The sequence below is a fragment of the Pseudorhodoplanes sp. genome (assembly GCF_050250235.1).
Taxonomy (GTDB): Bacteria; Pseudomonadota; Alphaproteobacteria; order Rhizobiales; family Xanthobacteraceae; genus Pseudorhodoplanes.
In genome coordinates this window covers 12,619-30,715 of sequence record NZ_JBFWPA010000079.1, presented here as the reverse complement: position 1 = coordinate 30,715, position 18,097 = coordinate 12,619, and the positions used below count along the sequence as shown (strand labels likewise).

Annotated in this window: 16 protein-coding genes and 1 pseudogene; 9 read left to right on the top strand and 8 right to left on the bottom strand. The window is 58.1% G+C overall.

The window, feature by feature from the left end:
* A partial coding sequence (locus AB7F49_RS26255) for a transposase (RefSeq protein WP_428527890.1) occupies positions 1 to 221 on the top strand: 221 nt, incomplete at its 5' end.
* 251 nt (positions 222 to 472) lie between these two features.
* On the opposite strand, the gene AB7F49_RS26250 is transcribed toward AB7F49_RS26255, so the two are convergent.
* The 4 genes from AB7F49_RS26250 to AB7F49_RS26235 form a co-directional block, all read right to left on the bottom strand.
* Positions 473 to 2,119 (bottom strand): AMP-binding protein, encoded by a 1,647-nt coding sequence (locus AB7F49_RS26250; RefSeq protein ID WP_428527888.1) that lies wholly within the window; start codon positions 2,117 to 2,119, stop codon positions 473 to 475.
* 2 nt (positions 2,120 to 2,121) lie between these two features.
* Positions 2,122 to 2,898, bottom strand: coding sequence for an amidohydrolase family protein (locus AB7F49_RS26245; RefSeq protein ID WP_428527886.1), 777 nt, complete (start codon positions 2,896 to 2,898; stop codon positions 2,122 to 2,124).
* 117 nt (positions 2,899 to 3,015) lie between these two features.
* Positions 3,016 to 4,218: an ABC transporter substrate-binding protein gene (locus AB7F49_RS26240; protein WP_428527884.1), complete on the bottom strand. Its 1,203-nt coding sequence runs from the start codon at positions 4,216 to 4,218 to the stop codon at positions 3,016 to 3,018.
* Between the two features lie 38 nt (positions 4,219 to 4,256).
* On the bottom strand, positions 4,257 to 5,072 hold the full coding sequence (locus AB7F49_RS26235; protein ID WP_428527882.1) for an enoyl-CoA hydratase: 816 nt from the start codon (positions 5,070 to 5,072) through the stop codon (positions 4,257 to 4,259).
* A gap of 114 nt (positions 5,073 to 5,186) precedes the next feature.
* Between AB7F49_RS26235 and AB7F49_RS26230 the strand changes: the two genes are divergently transcribed.
* Positions 5,187 to 5,951, top strand: a complete 765-nt coding sequence (locus tag AB7F49_RS26230) for an IclR family transcriptional regulator (RefSeq protein ID WP_428527881.1) — start codon at positions 5,187 to 5,189, stop codon at positions 5,949 to 5,951.
* A 622-nt stretch (positions 5,952 to 6,573) separates the two neighbouring features.
* Positions 6,574 to 7,345 (top strand): annotated as a pseudogene (locus AB7F49_RS26225) (IS5 family transposase).
* A 21-nt stretch (positions 7,346 to 7,366) separates the two neighbouring features.
* On the opposite strand, the gene AB7F49_RS26220 reads toward AB7F49_RS26225, so the two are convergent.
* Genes AB7F49_RS26220 through AB7F49_RS26205 form a run of 4 tightly spaced genes read right to left on the bottom strand, consistent with a single transcriptional unit; the run spans position 7,367 to position 12,205 of the window.
* Positions 7,367 to 8,524: an iron-containing alcohol dehydrogenase gene (locus AB7F49_RS26220; RefSeq protein WP_428527892.1), complete on the bottom strand. Its 1,158-nt coding sequence runs from the start codon at positions 8,522 to 8,524 to the stop codon at positions 7,367 to 7,369.
* 17 nt (positions 8,525 to 8,541) lie between these two features.
* Positions 8,542 to 9,948, bottom strand: coding sequence for an aldehyde dehydrogenase family protein (locus AB7F49_RS26215; protein WP_428527879.1), 1,407 nt, complete (start codon positions 9,946 to 9,948; stop codon positions 8,542 to 8,544).
* 18 nt (positions 9,949 to 9,966) lie between these two features.
* Positions 9,967 to 11,340 carry a glutamine synthetase family protein gene (locus AB7F49_RS26210; RefSeq protein ID WP_428527877.1) on the bottom strand — a complete coding sequence of 458 codons (1,374 nt, stop codon included), beginning with the start codon at positions 11,338 to 11,340 and terminating at the stop codon, positions 9,967 to 9,969.
* Between the two features lie 40 nt (positions 11,341 to 11,380).
* Entirely contained in the window at positions 11,381 to 12,205 is an 825-nt protein-coding gene (locus AB7F49_RS26205) for an N-formylglutamate amidohydrolase (RefSeq protein ID WP_428527875.1), read from the bottom strand.
* A gap of 104 nt (positions 12,206 to 12,309) precedes the next feature.
* On the opposite strand from AB7F49_RS26205, the gene AB7F49_RS26200 reads away from it, so the two are divergent.
* The 6 genes from AB7F49_RS26200 (at position 12,310) to AB7F49_RS26175 (ending at position 18,037) form a co-directional block, all read left to right on the top strand.
* On the top strand, positions 12,310 to 13,164 hold the full coding sequence (locus AB7F49_RS26200) for a MurR/RpiR family transcriptional regulator (protein WP_428527873.1): 855 nt from the start codon (positions 12,310 to 12,312) through the stop codon (positions 13,162 to 13,164).
* Positions 13,165 to 13,324: 160 nt separating this feature from the next.
* Positions 13,325 to 14,278: a 5-dehydro-4-deoxyglucarate dehydratase gene (kdgD, locus tag AB7F49_RS26195; protein ID WP_428527871.1), complete on the top strand. Its 954-nt coding sequence runs from the start codon at positions 13,325 to 13,327 to the stop codon at positions 14,276 to 14,278.
* A 40-nt stretch (positions 14,279 to 14,318) separates the two neighbouring features.
* Positions 14,319 to 15,536: a Rieske 2Fe-2S domain-containing protein gene (locus AB7F49_RS26190; protein ID WP_428527869.1), complete on the top strand. Its 1,218-nt coding sequence runs from the start codon at positions 14,319 to 14,321 to the stop codon at positions 15,534 to 15,536.
* Positions 15,537 to 15,552: 16 nt separating this feature from the next.
* Positions 15,553 to 16,440, top strand: coding sequence for an SMP-30/gluconolactonase/LRE family protein (locus AB7F49_RS26185; RefSeq protein WP_428527867.1), 888 nt, complete (start codon positions 15,553 to 15,555; stop codon positions 16,438 to 16,440).
* A gap of 2 nt (positions 16,441 to 16,442) precedes the next feature.
* On the top strand, positions 16,443 to 16,922 hold the full coding sequence (locus AB7F49_RS26180) for a RidA family protein (protein ID WP_428527865.1): 480 nt from the start codon (positions 16,443 to 16,445) through the stop codon (positions 16,920 to 16,922).
* A gap of 77 nt (positions 16,923 to 16,999) precedes the next feature.
* Positions 17,000 to 18,037 carry a LysR family transcriptional regulator gene (locus tag AB7F49_RS26175; protein ID WP_428527862.1) on the top strand — a complete coding sequence of 346 codons (1,038 nt, stop codon included), beginning with the start codon at positions 17,000 to 17,002 and terminating at the stop codon, positions 18,035 to 18,037.
* The last annotated feature ends 60 nt before the right edge of the window (positions 18,038 to 18,097 follow it).

Here is an 18,097-nt window from a genome sequence, read left to right as displayed (position 1 = left end):
GTCGCATCATCTATACGACGAATGCGATCGAGGCGCTGAATGCCAAACTCCGTCGCGCCATCCGCGCCAGGGGGCACTTCCCCAATGACGATGCCGCGATGAAGCTGCTAAACTTGGTCCTCAACAATGCGGCCGGGGAATGGAAACGGCCGCCACGCGAATGGTTTGAGGCCAAGACACAGTTCGCCGTCGTCTTCGGCGAAAGGTTCGCCTACCAATGACAAGCCCGGCCTCATGCACAGAATTCCTGACAGTCCCAAGAAAGATCGACTGCAAGCTTTCTCTCGATCTTTCATCGTGAGCTTCAGGAGCGACATCGCCATCGCCCATGCAAGTTTCGCTTCCGGATGGACGGCTCCACCTTTGTCGGAAGGACGTAGAATCTTCTGGGTCACAGAGAATTGCCCCAGACGATATCCGTCCTGCGTTCCGGGGCTTACCTTGACGCAAGCTGTCCCATGATCTCAGGGACTCATCTAACTTGTAGGCGGCTCACTTTACTGGTTGACTGCTTGCGACGCTTGAGCGCTCGCAAATCGAATACCCCTGGAAGCGAACGAGGGTCGACATCGGCTCCGAAGATCCGCGTCTTTGCGATCTTCTGCGAACCGGTAATCGGCAGCGTATCGACGAACAATATCCATCCTGGTGTCTTGTAGTAGGCCATTCTGCAGTTAGCCCATTCAAAGAGCGTCTCGGCCTGTCGACGGTCTCGATCTGCACCCACATGCATCTGCACACAGACATAGACCTCTTCTTGCCGGAGGTCGTCTGGCACCGCGATTGCTGCGACTTGTTCGACATCTGGATGAGCCAGGATGCCGAGTTCAATCTCTGCTGCCGCAATGTTTTCGCCCGAACGGCGGATAACGTTCTTCTTGCGATCAACAAACTCGATGGCGCCGTTCGGCTCCTGGGTGACGAGATCGCCGGAGTGAAACCAACCACCGCGCCACGCCTCCTCCGTCGCAGCTTCCTCCCCGAAGTAGCCGTCGAAGAATCCCCATCGCGCCCCCTCAGCACCTCCCCATCGCACGCACAATTCGCCGAGCTCGCCAGGCCCCGCGACTTGGTTCGGTTCGCGCTCGACACGGGCCTCGAATCCGTGCATTGGCCGCCCGACGACGCTCCTTCCAAGATGTCGGGGCTCCTCCGAATTCCAGATTGCTCGTCCGGTTTCGGTCATTGCCCATCCTTCGACGCAGCGGATGCCGAAGCGCGCCTCGAAGCGCTCGATCAGCGCCGCGTTGGCCCCAGCCCCTATTGCGAATTCGATCGTATGCCCGCGATCAGCTGATGAGGGCTCCTGCGTGAGCAGCATCGCTGGAACCACGCCCAAATAGTGCATGCTGGTAGCGCGAGTTGCGATCGCGTCCTCGAGGAAGCGCGAGGGCTGGAAGCGCTCAAGGATAATCGAGCAACCGGCGGTCACAAGCATACTCATCATGGCCATGCACAGACCGCCCATATGATAAAGCGGTAGTGGATTGATATGCCGCGATTGCCCGTAGCGGAAACTCGCAATCCCTCCTGTCGAGGCATACCAGCGCGCGCAGTTGACCATATAGAGATTACTGACAACGCAACCCTTCGGGCGGCCTGTGCTACCTGACGTGAACAAAATGCCGGCCTCGCTCTCGGCAACGGGCAAATCCGTCCGCGGCGGCGCCGCCGACGGTGCGTCGATCGGACCATCGGTCGTGCCGTCAATAACGGGACAGAACTTGCCGATGCGCTGAGCGACCTGCCGCAATTCGTCGAGCCTGTTGGGAACACCGACCATCACGTCGGCCCGCGTCTTCTCGGCCTGATAAAGGATTTCGTCGAGCCGGTAATCTGGATTGACCGGCACGATGCTGACGCCGAGCGCGTTCAACGCAAGAAAATGAATCAGGTATTCTGGTCGGTTTTCGAGTAGCAACAGTGCGCGATGACCGTGCCCGTAACGGGCCCGCGCATAGCGGGCCATGAGATCGAGAACACGCGCTTCCACCGCGCCGTAGGTGAGTTCTAGTCCCTCGGGCAGATAGCTACGGTTCTGGTTCGGCGGAATGCAGAGCATCGGCCTTTGTTTGGCAGCCGCCGCGATACCAACGAACGTAGTGAACACAGTATACATCGTCACTCCTTGCGCGTGTTTGGCGCAAGGCGCAGAAATCTCATGGCATTGTCGTGTAGCCACCGCCGCTTGATGTCATGCGGCAGATATAGCGATTGAACGTCATCGACAGCCGTAGCAAGCGGTACAAGCGGATGCGCCGAGCCGAACAGAATGCGATCCTTGAGGATCGTGCGGCCATATTGCAGCAAAGACTCATACCCTGATGCCGCGACCGCAAGATACTTTGCGCGCACGGCCGCGAGCCCGATGAAAACGTTTGGGTGCCGCCAGGCGACGCCAATCAGTTCATTGACCCACGGCCAGCCGGGCGGCGCAACGTGCACGCGCAGCTCAGGGAAATGCACCATCACTTGATCGAGGAAGAGCGGCGAGCTGTAGGTAACCTCGGTCGCGGTCGAGAAATTGAAGCCACAGTGCAAAGTAACTGGAATGTCGAGCTCAATGCACTTGGCATAGAGCGGATACAGCCGTGCATCGTTTATCGCGAGCTTCAACTCGAAGCACGGGAGATGAAGGCCACGCAGGCCGAGTGCCCGTACCGCATGCTCCAACTCTCGGATCGCCGCCATACCTTTGTGCGGGTCGACACCTGCGAAACCGATAAAGCGTGGGCTTTGAGCCCGGCAGAATTCTGCGACGCGCTCGTTCGGGATCTTCACGCCAAACGTCGTCTCAAGATCGCTCGCGTGGATAACGACATGACGTGCATCGTAACGGTCGTAGGCGCTGAGATATTCATCGAACGTTTCGACGGCGGGATCGGCTTCCGAGGTCAACCCCCCGTAAACGCGGTCATAGTTGCTCATGTGTCGGATCTTGACACGAAACTCCGGGAGCGGCGGCTTGCTGTAGCAATCGACGAGCATACCGCCGCCCCCAAGCCATCTCTGTCGCTACTGCGCAACCAGATGGCAACCGCCTTCGTTCAGCGGACGAAATGCTTCCTCTCCGCTTAGCGTTTGCACCACCTTCATGTAGTCGAATGGATACTTGGAATCTTCCGGAGACTTTGCCTGGTTGATGTAAAGGTTTGTCAGCACGCGACCGTCGACGCGAATCTTTGTGTCCTTCTGGTACATGTTGTTGATTGGCAGTTCGCGCATCTTTGCGGCTACGACCCTACCATCGTCGGTACCGGCAGCCTTCACGGCGGTCAGATAGTGCTTCACCGCCGCGTACGAGCCGGCATGAATTTGACCCGGAACTTTGCCGCCGCTTTTCGCCATGAAGCTCTTCGCGAAGGCACGTGTCTCGGCATTAGCGTCCCAATAGAACGTATTGGCGAAGGTGATGCCCTTTGCGGCAGGGAGTCCCAGCGCTGCAATATCGATGATGTCGAGCAGAAAGCCGGTCAACTTTGTCTTCGCGTTCACGATCTGAAATTCTTGCGCTTGTTTGATGGCGTTCGTTAGGTCCGTACCGGCGTTAGCGAGACCGATGACGTTCGCGCCCGACGACTGCGCCGACAGCAAAAACGAGGAGAACTCCGATGAGTTGAGTGGATGGCGCGCCGATCCGCTTACCTTTCCTCCGCTCTCTTCAACGACAGCGCGCGCCTGCCGCTCCAGCGAATGCCCGAACGCGTAATCAGCCGTCACGAAGTACCAACGGTCGCCGCCCGCCTTGATGAGACTCTTTGCGGTTGCACGCGCTAGCGCATAGGTGTCCGGTGAGAAATGGAATCCAGTTGGAGAACAGTCTATGCCGGTAAAATCTCCGCTCGCGCCGGTGATGAGGAAGATCTTGCCCTTATCCCGCGCGATGCCCTGAATAGCGAGCGCTGCCGCGGAGCCCGCGCCATCGACGATCACGTCAACATTATCGACGTCAAACATACGGCGAACGATCAAGGCTGCAAGATCCGGCTTGTTCTGATGATCGGCCGCAACGATTTCGATTTTCTTGCCGAGCACGGTGCCGCCGAACTCTTCCGCAGCAAGGCGACTTGCAATCACTGAGCCCGGGCCACCATAGGCCGAGAATGGCCCCCCCTGGTCGTTGACAATCGCAATCTTGATTGTGTCGGCGCCCGCAAATGCTATCGAATTAAGGTAAACGGTGAAGCACGCTGTGAAGACGGCTTTCCTGAGTGACATGTGCTACCCTCCCGATTAAATCCCGGTTCGCTCGTCGTTCAGGACATCTTATTGCGCGCCTGAGCGATAGCCTTGTCAAGACCCGATTCAAGAGTCTTCTTGAACTCGGTTGTCTGGTGTGAAAGTTGGTGCGTATCGAAGTGCGCGCTGAGCGCCACTCGCAAGCCCTGCGCATCCATAACGCGGTTGAGCGAGCGCTTGATCAACCGCAACGCGAAGGGCGGCGCTCTACTGATGTCCTGCGCCAGCGCCAGCGTCGCACTCTCGAGTTCGTTGCGAGCGACCACACGATTAACCATTCCGATGCGCTCCGCCTCGGAGGCGGACAACCGGCTACCTGTGAAAAGCAGCTCCTTTGCCTTGCGCATACCCAGCACGTACGGATGGATTAATACCTCGACCGCAGCAGTGCCGAGTGTGTGCGTCACCGGATCAGCGAAATAGGCATCGTCGGAGGCAACGATCAGATCGCACATGTTGGCGACCATGAAGGCGCCCGCGATGCAGGCCCCCTGCACCTGGGCGATCGTCGGCTTCGACATGTCGAGAATGCGCAGGCAATATTCAAAGAAATATTCGGATTCGTAGGCCCAACGCTCCTCCACGGTTGAACCGGGTTTGATGCCGACGACATCCAGTGCCTCCTTGAGGTCATGACCAGCGCTGAAATGGCGACCTTTGCCACCGAGGATCATGACACGGACCTCGGGATCGGCTTCGGCCACGCGAACCGCATGATCGAGTTCGCGTAGCAGCGTCGAGCTTTCGGCATTCAGCGCAGCCGGACGATTGTGACAAATGCGCACAACCGCTTCGATCCGTTCGACCGTTATGGTCTGGTATTGCTCTTTCATATTATGGATATCACTCTTCTTAGTGGAGGCTGATATGTCATAGCAAACGTGCCTTGATAAGCGTCACGCCTTAGATTTATGTCCATATAATGGACACTCAAAGAGCGGCTCCACATGACCGGTCCTTCGGGAAGTCAGAGCATCCGCCGGGCCGCGCAAATGATGAAAATCATCGCGCGCTATGGCAGTGATGGCGCGCGCCTCAGTGATATCGTCAGGCAGACGAGGGTCACGCGGCCAACCGTGCATCGAATCCTCAGAGCGCTTATCGACGAAGACCTCGTACTCCAAAATGAGACGACGCGACGCTATCACCTCGATCAGGTGATCCATCAGCTCGCGTTAGTGGCTTTCCGACCGATGGACATTGTTGCCAAGTTGCGGCCGCTGCTGGTTGAGCTAGCCCGGGACACGCGCGACACCGCCTATCTGATGGCGATGAGCGGCTATGACATCGTCTGCCTTGATCGCATTGATGGCGACTTTCCGGTCCGCGCCTATACGTTCGAGATCGGCCGACGCAGCCCGCTCGGTGCCGGTGCGGCGAGCCTCGTCTTTTTGTCACTGCTCAGCGATAGCGAACTCGAGCGTCTCCTTGAGGTGAACGGACCGGCTTTGCGGGAATACGGCTATCAAACGGTGGAGGCACTCCGGACGAATGTGATCAAGGCACGGCGCCGCGGCGTCGGAATCAGCCATGGCCGTATCGCTGCTGGTGTGGTCGCTGTGAGCGTTCTCATCCCCAATCCAGCGGCCGTGCCATTCCTCGCATTCAGTGTCGCCGCTGTATCCGGACGAATGTCGAAAGAGCGCGTCGCAGAAGTCGCCAAGCTTCTGCTCAAGCTGTCGGCAAAGGCATCCCGCATACTGGAGTCATAGCCGGGAGCCGCAGTGATATGGCTGCAATGGCATCTGATCATAAGCGTTAGGAGGCGTGGGAATGGCGTCACGGCCGTATGCCTGAGCTTTCCATCGCGACGCCACGCGCGAGCCACGTCAGGTCATCCGCCACAGCAAGGACAAGGCAACGCGTATGGCCAACTGGATCAGGAAGGTCATGGAGAAGAAGCCCTTCCGCCTCGTCTCCGTGGCACTCGCCAACAAGCTGGCCCGAATAGCGTGAGTCGTGCTGACCCGAAAGGAAGTTTACCGTCCCTGCGGAATGGCGGCCTGACAGAAAACAGATCACCTGAATTGGTAACGGCAGTCGATGATGCGTAACGATCGAGCCAATGGTGAGGAAAACCCGTCTGATTCAATGCGCTTCACAAGTGCGCCATCTTGATCAGGGACCTCGCCGGCGGATTTCCATCAGGGCCAGCGGCAAAACTCACGCCGCATGAACAGGCCGGACATATGAAAGCCACCGATCAAACCATCCCGACAAAGCCCTTGCCATAGGGGGCGTCCACATATGAATCACTTTCAGCTTGATTTGTGAATCGCATCGATTCCAAATGACCGCCCGATGCTCTAACGAGCGGACTTAGATCGTGGCCGGATGGCCGATATTGCGAAAAAGACCAAGCGATACCCCTCCGATCTGACGGATGAGGAGTGGGAACGGATCGCGCCGTTGCTGCCGCGACCCGTGAGGAAGGGTCGCAAGCCGGCGGTGGATTTGCGCGAGGTGTTAAACGCGATCCGCTACATGGCGCGCTCCGGCGGTGGCTGGCGGATGCTTCCGCGAGACTTTCCGCCGTGGCAGACGGTGTATTGGTGGTTTCGCCGCTTTGTGCGGATGCTGCTGTTCCGCACCATCCATGATGTGGCGCTGATGATTGACCGTGAGCGCTCGGGGCGCGCGGCACAGCCGACGGCAGATGTCATCGATAGCCAGTCGGTGAAGGCTCCTGCAGCCAGAAAACGCGGCTACGACGCGGCCAAAAAGGTGGGTCGACACTGACGGACGGTTGCTGATGATCAACCTGACGACTGCGGACATTGCTGACAGCGCTGGCGCGCAAATCATCCTGCACGCGATCCGCCAACGCTGGCCGTGGATCAAGCACCTGTTCGCCGACGGTGCCTATGATCGGCGCAAGCTCTTGGACAAGGCAGCCTTCGAGGGCTTCGTCATCGAGGTCGTCCGGCGCATCGAAAACGAGCCCGGCTTCAAGGTGCTGCCACGCCGCTGGGTGGTCGAGCGCACCTTTGCCTGGATGACGCGATGGTGCCGCCTTGTGCGCGACTACGAGCGGCGCATCGACGTCTCTAAAGTCATGGTCCATGTCGCACTCGGTAGTCTTCTGCTCAGGCGAATTACCCACTAAAATGCATTCTCAAACGGACTCTCAGATCTTACCCAGTAGCGCGTCCTGATAAAGCCTGAGTGCGGCGGCCTGATCGAGCTTTACTGGATTGCCGCTAGCCGTCGGATCCTTCTCTGCCATTGCTGCCATCTCGACGAAACGCTCGGGAGGGATGTCAAGACCTTCGAGCGTGTGCGGCACGCCAAGCTCCGCGCGCAGCGCCAGTACCCAGTCAAGAAACGCACCAAACTGAGGTTTCAATCCGAGATAGGCCGCAAGCCGTTCGATTTTATTGGAGATGGCGCTACGGTTAAAATTGAGCACGTAAGGCATGAATACGGCGTTGGTCAGGCCGTGATGCGTGTCGCAAAGCGCGCCAGCCGGATGCGATAGTGCGTGAATTGCGCCAAGGCCTTTCTGAAAGGCGGTTGCTCCCATGGCTGCAGCGGACATCATCTGCGCCCGTGCCTCGATGTCGTTGCCGTCCCGATAGGCGCGAGCCAGAAACTCCTTCACCAAACGTGTGCCTTCGATCGCGATGCCGTCTGCCATCGGGTGATAAAAAAGCGCGCAATAGGCTTCGAGACAATGCGCCAGCGCATCAAGTCCCGTACCAGCTGTAATTAGCGGAGGCATGCCGATGGTGAGTTCAGGATCGCAGATGGCAACCTTCGGCATCATGGCTGGATGGAAGATTACTTTCTTTGTATGTGTCGCCTCCTGTGTGATCACACCGGCGCGACCGACTTCCGAACCGGTGCCCGCGGTGGTTGGGATGGCGATGATTGGAACGATGCCGTTTGGATCGGCACGGGTCCACGAGTCGCCGACGTCTTCGAAATCCCACATGGGCCGCGTCTGGCCGCTCATCAACGCTATGACTTTGCCAGCGTCGAGCGATGAGCCACCGCCGAACGCAACCACGCCATCGTGCTGATCGCCGCGCAGAATGTTAAGACCGTCATAAATATTGGCGTCAGAGGGGTTGGACTTGATCTGCGAGAACATCGCTGGTTGCAACCCGGCGTCTTTGAGGTGTTGAAGGGCGCGGACCGTCATTTGCTGTGTCGCCAGAAATGGATCGGTGACGAGCAGCGGCCGCCGTATCCCAACCGACTCACAAGCGTCTGCCAGTTCGCCGATACGTCCGGCGCCGTATCGAACGGCAGTGGGATAGCTCCAGTTGGCTCGCGGCGACATGGAAGAGGCGTTTATGGTCATGAGGGCCTGTGGTTCAATTGACGTAAATGATAGGATTTCGCGCGCGTTACGGCGCTGTAGCCCAGCCGCGACAGCGAGATACCCCGACCAGTGTCCTTGACTCCGGTCCAAGCAAGGCCTGGGTCGAGATAGTCCGCGCGGTTCATGAATACGGTGCCGGTGTTGAGGTTTTGGCCGATCCACTCTGCGGCTTCCACGTCCGAGCTCCAGATTGCAGACGTCAGACCGTAGGGCGAGTCATTCATCAGCCGGATCGCTTCGTCGTCGCCGGACACTTTCATAATTCCGAGCACTGGACCGAAGCTCTCCTCACGCATCAGACCCATCTCGTGCGATACGTTGGTGAGAAGCTGCGGGGCAAGATAAGCGGCGGCGCCATCGTCTGCCGTAAAGACACCGGTGTCGATCAGCGGCTTGGCGCCGGCGGCGATCGCGTCTGCAGTCTGACGGCGGACGTGGTCGGCAAAGCGCTTATGCGCCATCGGACCGAGCGTAGTCGCTTGGTCGAGCGGATTGCCAAGTACGTATTTAGAAACTAGCGCCGCGACGCCTTCAACAAAATGGACGTAGTGATGCGCATCGACATACACCCGCTCTATGCCACAGCAGCATTGCCCGGAATTGAAGTAGGCAGCATCGACGATACTATCGACCGCGTGCTCGATATCGGCGTCGGCGCGCACGTAAGCAGGGTCCTTGCCGCCGAGCTCGAGCCCGATGCTAGTGAAGCTTCCGGCTGCTGCGCGCTCGATAGCGCGGCCCCCTTCGACCGAACCGGTGAAATTGCAGTGGTCGACCTCGCCGGCGGCAAGCAAGCGAGCGGTTTGCTGATGATTCAATACGACGTTCTGGAACACGCCGGCAGGAATGCCCGCCTTGTCCATGGCGGCCTGAAATCGCTCGCCGACAAGGATAGTTTGTGAAGCATGCTTGAGTAGCACGGCATTGCCCGCAATCAGCGCTGGAACGATTGCGTTAATCGCCGTCAGGAACGGATAGTTCCACGGTGCAATCACTAACACAATGCCGACCGGCTCGAACTTGACCATTCGGCGAATGCCCGGGCGGTCATCGTCTGGGACTAGCGGCGCCAGAGATTCGTCCGCGATCCGCGTCATATAGACCGCCCGCTCTTTTACGCCGCCAAACTCGCCGCCGAAGCGAACCGGACGCCCCATTTGCTGCGCTAATTCGGAGACGATGTCGGAGTTCATCGCTTCAAGCGCGTCCAGCGCGCGAAGCACTGCGGCCTTGCGCTCGCTAAGCGCCACCCGCCGCCAGTGGCGCTGCGCCTCGCGCGCGGCAGCGAGAGCTCGATCAAGTGCCGCGTCAGTCATGATGGGACGGCGGACCAATTCCCTCCCGTCGATCGGCGAAATGCAGACGACCTCGTTGAGTGTCATGGCGTACGGAGATCTTTCTCAAATGATTTCGAAGTAACGGGCGAGCTGCCAATCGGTAACGGCCTTGCGCGCCTCACTCTCCTCCCATTCGCGACTCATCGCGTAGTGGTCGACAAAAATGTCTCCGAAGAGCGCGCGCGCCGCCTCGGAGTCTTTCAACCGCGAGGCGGCTTCGCCAAGCGTGCGCGGCAGTGCTCGCTCCGGGGTATGCTCGACATCATAGGCATTGCCTTTCACCGGCTCGCCCGGATCGATGCGATGCTCGATGCCCCAAAGGCCGGAACCAATCGCGGCGGCAAGGGAGATATACGGATTGATGTCTGCCGCGGCGACACGGTACTCGACGCGCTGCGATTTCTCCGAGCCCGGAATCACACGCAACGCCGTGGTGCGATTCTCGACGCCCCAAGATGCATCGGTTGGCGCCCAGAAGCCCGGAATCAACCTCGTATAGGAGTTAACGGTGGAGGCGATCATTGCCAACAGTTCGGGCATGAGCCGTTGCTGGCCGCCGACAAACCAGCGCATCGTCTCGGACATACTCGCCGGCTTTGCGGAATCGTGAAAGAGTCCTTTGCCCGTGGCTGCATCTTGTATCGAGACGTGAAGATGTCCGGACTGGCCGGGCCAGTCTCGGGAATACTTGGCCATGAATGTCGCCATCCAACCACGGCGCTGCGCCAAAATCTTTGTGAAGGTCTTAAAAAGCACTGCCTTGTCCGCCGCGTGCAGTGCTTCGTCGACGCGGATCGCGGCTTCGAGCACACCGGCGCCGGTTTCGGTATGCAGGCCTTCCAACGGAAAGTCCATGGCACGGCACAGGTCGAGCAGCTCTTGATAAAAATCTGCGTGGACGCCAGCCCGCAAGAGCGAGTAACCGAAGTAACCGGGCGTAATTGGTCGCAGGCTGCGATAACCCTTATCTCGCACCGAATGCGGCGTTTCCTCGAACAGAAAGAACTCAAATTCCGCCGCCGCCTGGACAACGAACCCCATGTGGCGCGCTTTATTGAGCACCCGCCGCAGTAGTCCACGCGGGCAGGCCGCCTCGGCATAGCCCTCGAACTCAGCCAGCACGAATGGCGTGTCCTTCTCGTATGGAATAAGCCGTAGCGTTTCCGGAAGCAGGCGAACCGGCGCGTCTGGGTAGGCGGTGTGCCAGCCGGTCAGCTTGCCCTTGTCGTAGAGTTGGTCGTTGGAATCCCATCCGAGGACCACGTCACAAAAGGCGAAGCCCTTTTCCAGCGAGTTCTCGAATTTGTCGCGCGCCATGTACTTGCCGCGCAGCACGCCATCAACATCGGTGAGACCGACCTTGACTTGCTGGATATTCTTATCGCGCACATACGCGAGCACCTGTTCGACATTTTTCGGCATTGGGGGAGCGTTCATCGGGAGATCCCGTATTTAGCACTGGCGAAAGTCGTCGGTGTTACGTCCGCTGTATTTGTGGCGACGTCTCGGCCGGTACCGGCAGTATGCCAATAAAAATGTTGCCGAGAAGTTCGCCCCATCGTTGCTGGTCCGCAGCTGTTGCGACGAGGTCGTTCCGAATTTCGATCATCACGTTCGGACGTCCCCGGGACTGGGCGTGCCGATCCAGAGTGTGGTAGACGCGGTCCTTCGGGCTGTAAGGTTCGTTAATGCCGACGAGTAAGCCACTGTGCGCATGCATAGTCGCCCTCTGTTGCAAGGCGTCGATCAGCGGTCGCGATAGCCGCTCGTCTCTGTCGAAGAGGATCCCGACCAGCCATGGGCGCACAACTCCACGATAGCTTGGGTTGAAAGTGTGGATTGAGACTAGCGCCACCCTACACGTAGCTTCCTTGCGGTCCACCGCCGCGCCCAGCGCTGTGTGAAACGGTCGGTAAACCTCAGAAATGCGCCGTTCTCGCTCGGCTGCCGTGAGTTCGCGATTGCCCGGAATCACGGTCGTCTCGCTGATCACCGGAATTGAGTTCTCGTCCAGCGGGTTGCGGTTGCAGTCGATCACCAGTCGTGACACTGTCGACGACACTAAGACGGCATCGAGCAATCCGGCGAGAGCGCGTGCGACGCCGTAAGCGCCGGGATCCCAGGCAATATGACGCTCAATATCTCGCGGCCGAAGGCCGAGATCGAACCGCGAGGGGACGTGGTTTGATGCGTGTTCGCAACACAGCACTAGCGGTGATGCGCCGTCGGGATTATCAGTTCTGACGGCACCAGCTGCATTCGCGAACGCTAGCTCCGAACCTATATCTGGGCACTGTAACATTTGTTACAAGATGGGGTTTATCAAATGCACTGTTCTATAGAGAACATCGTGTTACGGCTTGTCAACTTCATTGTTCTTATTCGTTCCGATATTTTGGCGGGCAAATGATCCGATCGGCAAAAATCTGGGCGGCAGACTCAATCGCCGCTGCTGTTCGGCGTGGTCTCGACGGAATGACACCGAGCGAGCGGAAAGTGGCGCACGTATTGTTGTCGAATTATCCGTTCGCAGGGCTTGATACCGTCAACCAGTTCGCCCTGCGTGCCGGTGTGTCACCGCCGTCAATCCTACGTTTCGTCAGCAGGCTAGGATTCCTCGCTTATCCGGAATTTCAGCGGCGTCTGAAGGCCGAACTCGCTGCGCAACTCGAATCCCCGCTCGTCAAAACGCCGCCAAAACTCGAGTCCGGATCGCGTTTTACCGACATTGGCGGAGCGATGACTGCGAACATCGCGCATACCTTTGAGGGGCTGATCCCAGCGGAAGTCGATGCGACTCTGAAGCTGCTCGGTAATCCGAAGCGGCGCATCCATCTTGCTGGCGGCCGGCTGACCGAAGCAATCGCGCTTTATGCACTGCGCCATCTGCGCGTGATCCGCGGTGATGTCGGCCTCGTGGAGCCTCATGAGGAGATGTGGCGTGATGTGGTCATCGATTTCGATCGGCGTGACGTCCTGGTCGTGTTTGACATCCGGCGATACCAGAAGGATGTTCTCGCCTTGGCGGAGGAGACAGCGAGACGCCGTACCACGATCGTGTTGATGACTGATCAGTGGTTATCGCCGGTGTCGCGTGTCGCGGACCATGTAATTGCCGTGCATACGACCGTGCCGTCCAACTGGGATTCCCACGTTGCGCTCCTTGCAGTCGTCGAGGCGTTATTGGCGAGTTTGACCAAATCCGCTTGGAAAACGGCTGAGCCGCGCATGAAAGCAATCGAACGCTTGCGAGAGGCGTAGGTGATCTTTAGTCACCCCTCGGCGACGGCGCTAGCTTGATGTCTTTTTTGCGCCAACCGATGCACGTTCGATATCGAATGATGCTTAATTCGTGTTGGCCGGGAAAGCCAGGCCCCTCTTACAGTGCAAGAATGAACTTGGAGCTGCTGAGAGCCCGCAAATGATCCATATGTCGCCGTCAGAGCTTGCGGCGCAGATCGGCGAAGGATTGCTGTCCTTCCCCGTTACACATTTCAATCATGACCGAAGTCTCGACGAGGGAGGTTTCCGCCAACATATAGCCTGGCTGCTGCAGTGGAAGCCCACCGCAGTCTTCGCAGCAGGCGGTACCGGAGAGTTCTTTTCGCTGTCACCGACCGAAGTTGAACGGGTGGTGAAGGCGGGCGTGGAGGAGGTCAGGGGAGCGGTGCCTGTGGTTGCCGGCTGCGGTTATGGCGTATCGCTTGCAAGCGAGTCTGCGGGCCGCGCTGAAGCGGCAGGAGCCGATGGCATTCTGCTACTCCCGCCGTATCTGGTGAATGCGGATCAAGAAGGTCTGGTCGCCCATATTACAGCGGTCTGCAAATCGACCACACTCGGTGTCATTTATTATAGTCGAGACAACGCGGTGCTAGATGAGGAATCGCTAGCGACGCTCTGTGATCGCTGCCCAAACCTAATAGGCTATAAGGACGGCATCGGTGATTTTGAATTGTTGATGCGGGTCCGCGCCAAAATGGGCGACCGGCTTGTCTATATTGGCGGCGTGCCAACCGCCGAAACTGTGGCAATCCCTTATCTGGACGTCGGCATCAACACCTACTCGTCGGCCATCTTCAATTTCCTACCCGGGTTCGCGCAGGATTTCTACGCGGCGGTGCAACGGCGGGATCACGCAGCGGTGTCGGGCGCGATGAAGACGTTTATTCTGCCCTATCTGGCGCTGCGCAATCGTGGCAAGGGCTACGCCGTTTCGATCGTGAAGGCGGGTCTTGAAACCATCGGCCGCAGTGCTGGTCCGGTACGACCGCCGCTACGCGATCTAACCGCGTCGGAGCGAGGGGAGCTGTCGCACCTGGTTGTCGCCCTGCTTGCCGCTCGCGGCGAACCCGCGGAACGGCGCAAGGCAGTGTAGGCGCGGATTTGCGCCTTAGTTTTGCGGGAGGAGTTAAGGCATGCGCGCAGAAGATAATGAGTTGTTGTGCCGCGTAGAGAACGGCGCACCCATGGGCGAGATGTTCCGTGAATGTTTCTGGACGCCCGCGGGCCGCTCGGCTCGAGTGATTGCGGGCGGGGATCCGGTGCGCATCAAGTTGCTCGGCGATAATTACGTGATTTTCCGTGGCATCGACGGCAAGCTTGGATTCCTTGACGAGGCCTGTCCGCATCGCGGCGTTTCCCTCGCGTTAGGCCGCAACGAGAATTGCACTCTGCGCTGCATCTTTCACGGGTGGCGCATCAATACCGCCGGCGAGGTCGTAGAAGTCCCTAACGAGCACACAAACCCTGAGGAGTTCCGGAAAAAAATAAAAACGCGCAAATATCTGGTGCGCGAGGAGGGCGGCGTGATCTGGGTGTGGCTCGGCAAAAGCGAGCCTAAACCGTTCCCAATGTTTGAATTCATGAAGCTACCGCCGAAGAACGTCGCCGTTTTTGCGCAGCCTACGAGGTCGAACTGGGTTCAGTGCCTTGAGGGGGTGATCGATTCTTCGCATCTTGGCGTGCTGCACAAGGATCAAGTCCCGAATTTCGTGACCCCAGGAATTTCGTTTTCAGAAAACGATAACGCGCCAATCTTCGAGGTCGATGGTAAAAGTTACGGTATAGAGGCGTCAGCGATGCGGATGATGTCAGAGGGTTCACGCTATGCGCGTGTTACCATCTATGTCGCGCCGCATGTCACCTTTATCCCGCCGAACGGCGACGGTGACCGTCTGGTGCATATTTCCGTGATCCATGACGACGTCAACTGCACGCAACTCGTGCTATACTACAATGCCGATCGCGAGCCGCAGCCGCAGCCATGGTATGGCGATTTTTCAGATCCGGAGAACTTTGCGCCACTCCAAGGAGACGCGTCCAACTACTGGGGCCAAAATCGAGAAGCGATGCGCGCGGGAACTTCCTATTCCGGCTTTGCGCATCTATTTTCGGAGGATCTTGCGGTTCAGGAGAGCGCTGGGAAAATTGTCGATCGCAGCAAGGAGAATCTGTGCTCCGGCGATCTCGCTATTGCGCGCGCCCGCCGGATGCTGTTGCAGGCGGTTAAGGACTTTTCAGGCGGAAAGACGCCCGATATCGCGAAGCGCGACGGCAGGGAATCTGAAATCGCCGCGCGTTGCATAATCATTCCGCAAGGTCAAGACTGGCGCCGAATCCAGCACAGCATTTAGCAGTCGGAAACTAGCTATGTATGCTGATGTGGTGGTCGAGGCGCGGGATCTAGTCGGTGAAAGCCCGGTGTGGTGCGAACGTACGCAGACACTATGGTGGGTGGATGTGCGACAGCCTGCAGTTCAATCGTTCATGCCGAATGCCGGACGGCACGTGAGATTCCCGCTGACGCAAGGAATGGCGGTCGCTGGATTAGTGCTGCATGAGAACGGCAGCCTTCTCCTGTGCACCAGTAGAGGGATATTGGCGTTCTCGCCGCCTGATAAGCTCATGCCGCTTATCGACCCGGAGGCAAGCCGTCCGGGTGTACGCCTCAACGAGGCGCGCTGCGACGCCAAAGGCCGATTGTGGTGCGGCTCGATGCTAGACACCGACCGCGAAGCGATCGGCACTCTGTTCCGCATTGATCCGGACGGAACGCTTACGGAGCACCTGCACCAGCTCGACATACCGAATGGAATTGCCTGGAGTCCGGACAACAGCGTGATGTATTTTGCAGATTCCACGCGGCAGTTGATCTTTAGTTGCGACTTCGATCTCGAGCGCGGCAACATCGAGAATCAATACATCTTTGCCGATCTCAAGCACACTTCTGCATGGCCAGACGGCGCAGTAATCGATCAGGATGGCTGTCTGTGGAGTGCGCAACTGTACGAGGGAAAGGTAATTCGGTTTGCACCGGACGGTCGCGTTGTTGGTGAGATTAGATTGCCGACGACTCTACCGACATCCTGCGCTTTCGGCGGGAGCGATTTGAAAACTCTCTATATCACCACCGGCAGCAAGCGGTTGACGGACGAGCAGCGTGCAGAGCAGCCACTGGCGGGCGCCTTGTTCGCAGTCGAGTTGCCGGTTGGGGGATTTGCTGACATGCGATATGCCGGTCGCATCAACGGGAATTGATGATGAGCGGAGTGGTAGAACGTCGACTGAGTGAACTGGGCTATATACTGCCTAAGCCGCGGATCTCACCCAATCCCAACCGCCGCATGGCAGTACAAGTTGGAAATATCCTGCATCTTTCCGGCCATGGACCTTACCAGATCGATCCCGACGTGAAAGCGAAGGGACGTTTCGGTGAGGATGTCACGATCGAGGAAGGTTACGAGGTCTCACGCGCAATTGCGCTGAGCATGATTGCGACAATAAAAAATGAATTGGCCGATCTAGATCGCGTCCAGCAGGTGATACGACTGATCGGCATGGTTAACTGTACGCCAAGTTTCACGGCGATCCCGCCAATCATCGATGGTGCATCGGACGTATTTCTTAAGTCGTTTGGTCCCCAAGCCGGGTGTCACACTCGAATGGTGACTGGCATGGCCTCCTTGGCAAACGGAATTACGGTCGAACTTTGTGCGGATTTCGCAATCGCCAGCCCCTGAGTAACCCGTTGCCATTTGCTACCATCCGAATATGCTAAGGGGGTGGTGTTTTTGGCAGCGGGCATGAAAAAGGGGAATTGGCGCAGTATTGGGCACAAGCGCGGCTTGTCGGGCGCTCCGCTGACGTGCAACTTGGCAAATTAGACGCTGGCCTGGCGGTGATGTTCGAATTGAGCCAGTTGCGATGCTTCGTGGTCGTGGCCGAGGAGCTGCATTTCGGTCGCGCAGCCACGCGGCTGAACATGACCCAACCGCCACTGAGTCGGCAGATTCAGATGCTAGAACGAATATTCGGCACCCGGCTCTTCAACCGCAGCAGTCGTTCGGTCGAACTTACCACCGCTGGCATCCACCTCCTGCCGGAAGCGCGCCGTATCCTCGCGCTATCGGAAAGCTCGATCAAAGAAATCAGGCGCCTAACCCGGGGCGAGGCAGGATCCCTGAGCATTGGGTTTACTGCGTCCGCGGGCTCAAGCTTCCTCCCCATGCTGCTCATGCGTTGCCGTGAGCAGCTTACGAATGTTCAGCTTGAACTGAAGGAAATGGTCACGCGAGAGCAGACGGAAGCGTTGACTGCTGGCCAGATCGATATCGGATTACTGCGACCGCCGGCAGGGCCACATTACCACTCGATATGTGTGCTACAGGACCGCCTACTCGCCGCGCTACCGGCTTCGCATTCTCTGGCCACCGGAGCCGCGCCGGCTATCGAAGATTTCAACAACTTACCCTTCATAATGTATTCGCCGGACGAGTCAGAATATTTCTATGATCTAGTGACCTCGATATTTCGTGAACGGGGGGTTTCTCCAGATTTCGTCCAACACGTCACTCAAATCCACTCGATTTTGGCCTTGGTACGCGCCGGACTTGGAGTTGCGCTGGTGCCGGAAGCCGCTTCCAACTTGCAGTTTGCAGGCGTCAGCCTGCGGCCTTTGACGACGCAGCCCGCTCGGCCGGTGGAGCTGCTTATGGCCTGGCTTCCCAATAACAGTAATCCAGTGATGAAGAGGGTGCTGGATATCGCGCGCACTCTCGCGGCTCGGCAGAAGAACAAAGATGCACCCTGGCAGCAATCCGCAATCAATACGCCACGCGCATCGATTGATACGTAGTTTAGTTTAGACGGCCTAAAAAGCCAGCGCCACAATCATCAGAATTGTGTGCGCAGGATT

Bases quoted from the DNA above. Each gene is read 5' to 3' on its own strand.
- AB7F49_RS26250 (WP_428527888.1), bottom strand. From the start codon at position 2,119: ATGTATACTGTGTTCACTACGTTCGTTGGTATCGCGGCGGCTGCCAAA.
- AB7F49_RS26240 (WP_428527884.1), bottom strand. From the start codon at position 4,218: ATGTCACTCAGGAAAGCCGTCTTCACAGCGTGCTTCACCGTTTACCTT.
- AB7F49_RS26235 (WP_428527882.1), bottom strand. From the start codon at position 5,072: ATGAAAGAGCAATACCAGACCATAACGGTCGAACGGATCGAAGCGGTT.
- AB7F49_RS26230 (WP_428527881.1), top strand. From the start codon at position 5,187: ATGACCGGTCCTTCGGGAAGTCAGAGCATCCGCCGGGCCGCGCAAATG.
- AB7F49_RS26220 (WP_428527892.1), bottom strand. From the start codon at position 8,524: ATGTCGCCGCGAGCCAACTGGAGCTATCCCACTGCCGTTCGATACGGC.
- AB7F49_RS26215 (WP_428527879.1), bottom strand. From the start codon at position 9,948: ATGACACTCAACGAGGTCGTCTGCATTTCGCCGATCGACGGGAGGGAA.
- AB7F49_RS26210 (WP_428527877.1), bottom strand. From the start codon at position 11,340: ATGAACGCTCCCCCAATGCCGAAAAATGTCGAACAGGTGCTCGCGTAT.
- AB7F49_RS26205 (WP_428527875.1), bottom strand. From the start codon at position 12,205: ATGTTACAGTGCCCAGATATAGGTTCGGAGCTAGCGTTCGCGAATGCA.
- AB7F49_RS26200 (WP_428527873.1), top strand. From the start codon at position 12,310: ATGATCCGATCGGCAAAAATCTGGGCGGCAGACTCAATCGCCGCTGCT.
- kdgD (WP_428527871.1), top strand. From the start codon at position 13,325: ATGATCCATATGTCGCCGTCAGAGCTTGCGGCGCAGATCGGCGAAGGA.
- AB7F49_RS26190 (WP_428527869.1), top strand. From the start codon at position 14,319: ATGCGCGCAGAAGATAATGAGTTGTTGTGCCGCGTAGAGAACGGCGCA.
- AB7F49_RS26185 (WP_428527867.1), top strand. From the start codon at position 15,553: ATGTATGCTGATGTGGTGGTCGAGGCGCGGGATCTAGTCGGTGAAAGC.
- AB7F49_RS26180 (WP_428527865.1), top strand. From the start codon at position 16,443: ATGAGCGGAGTGGTAGAACGTCGACTGAGTGAACTGGGCTATATACTG.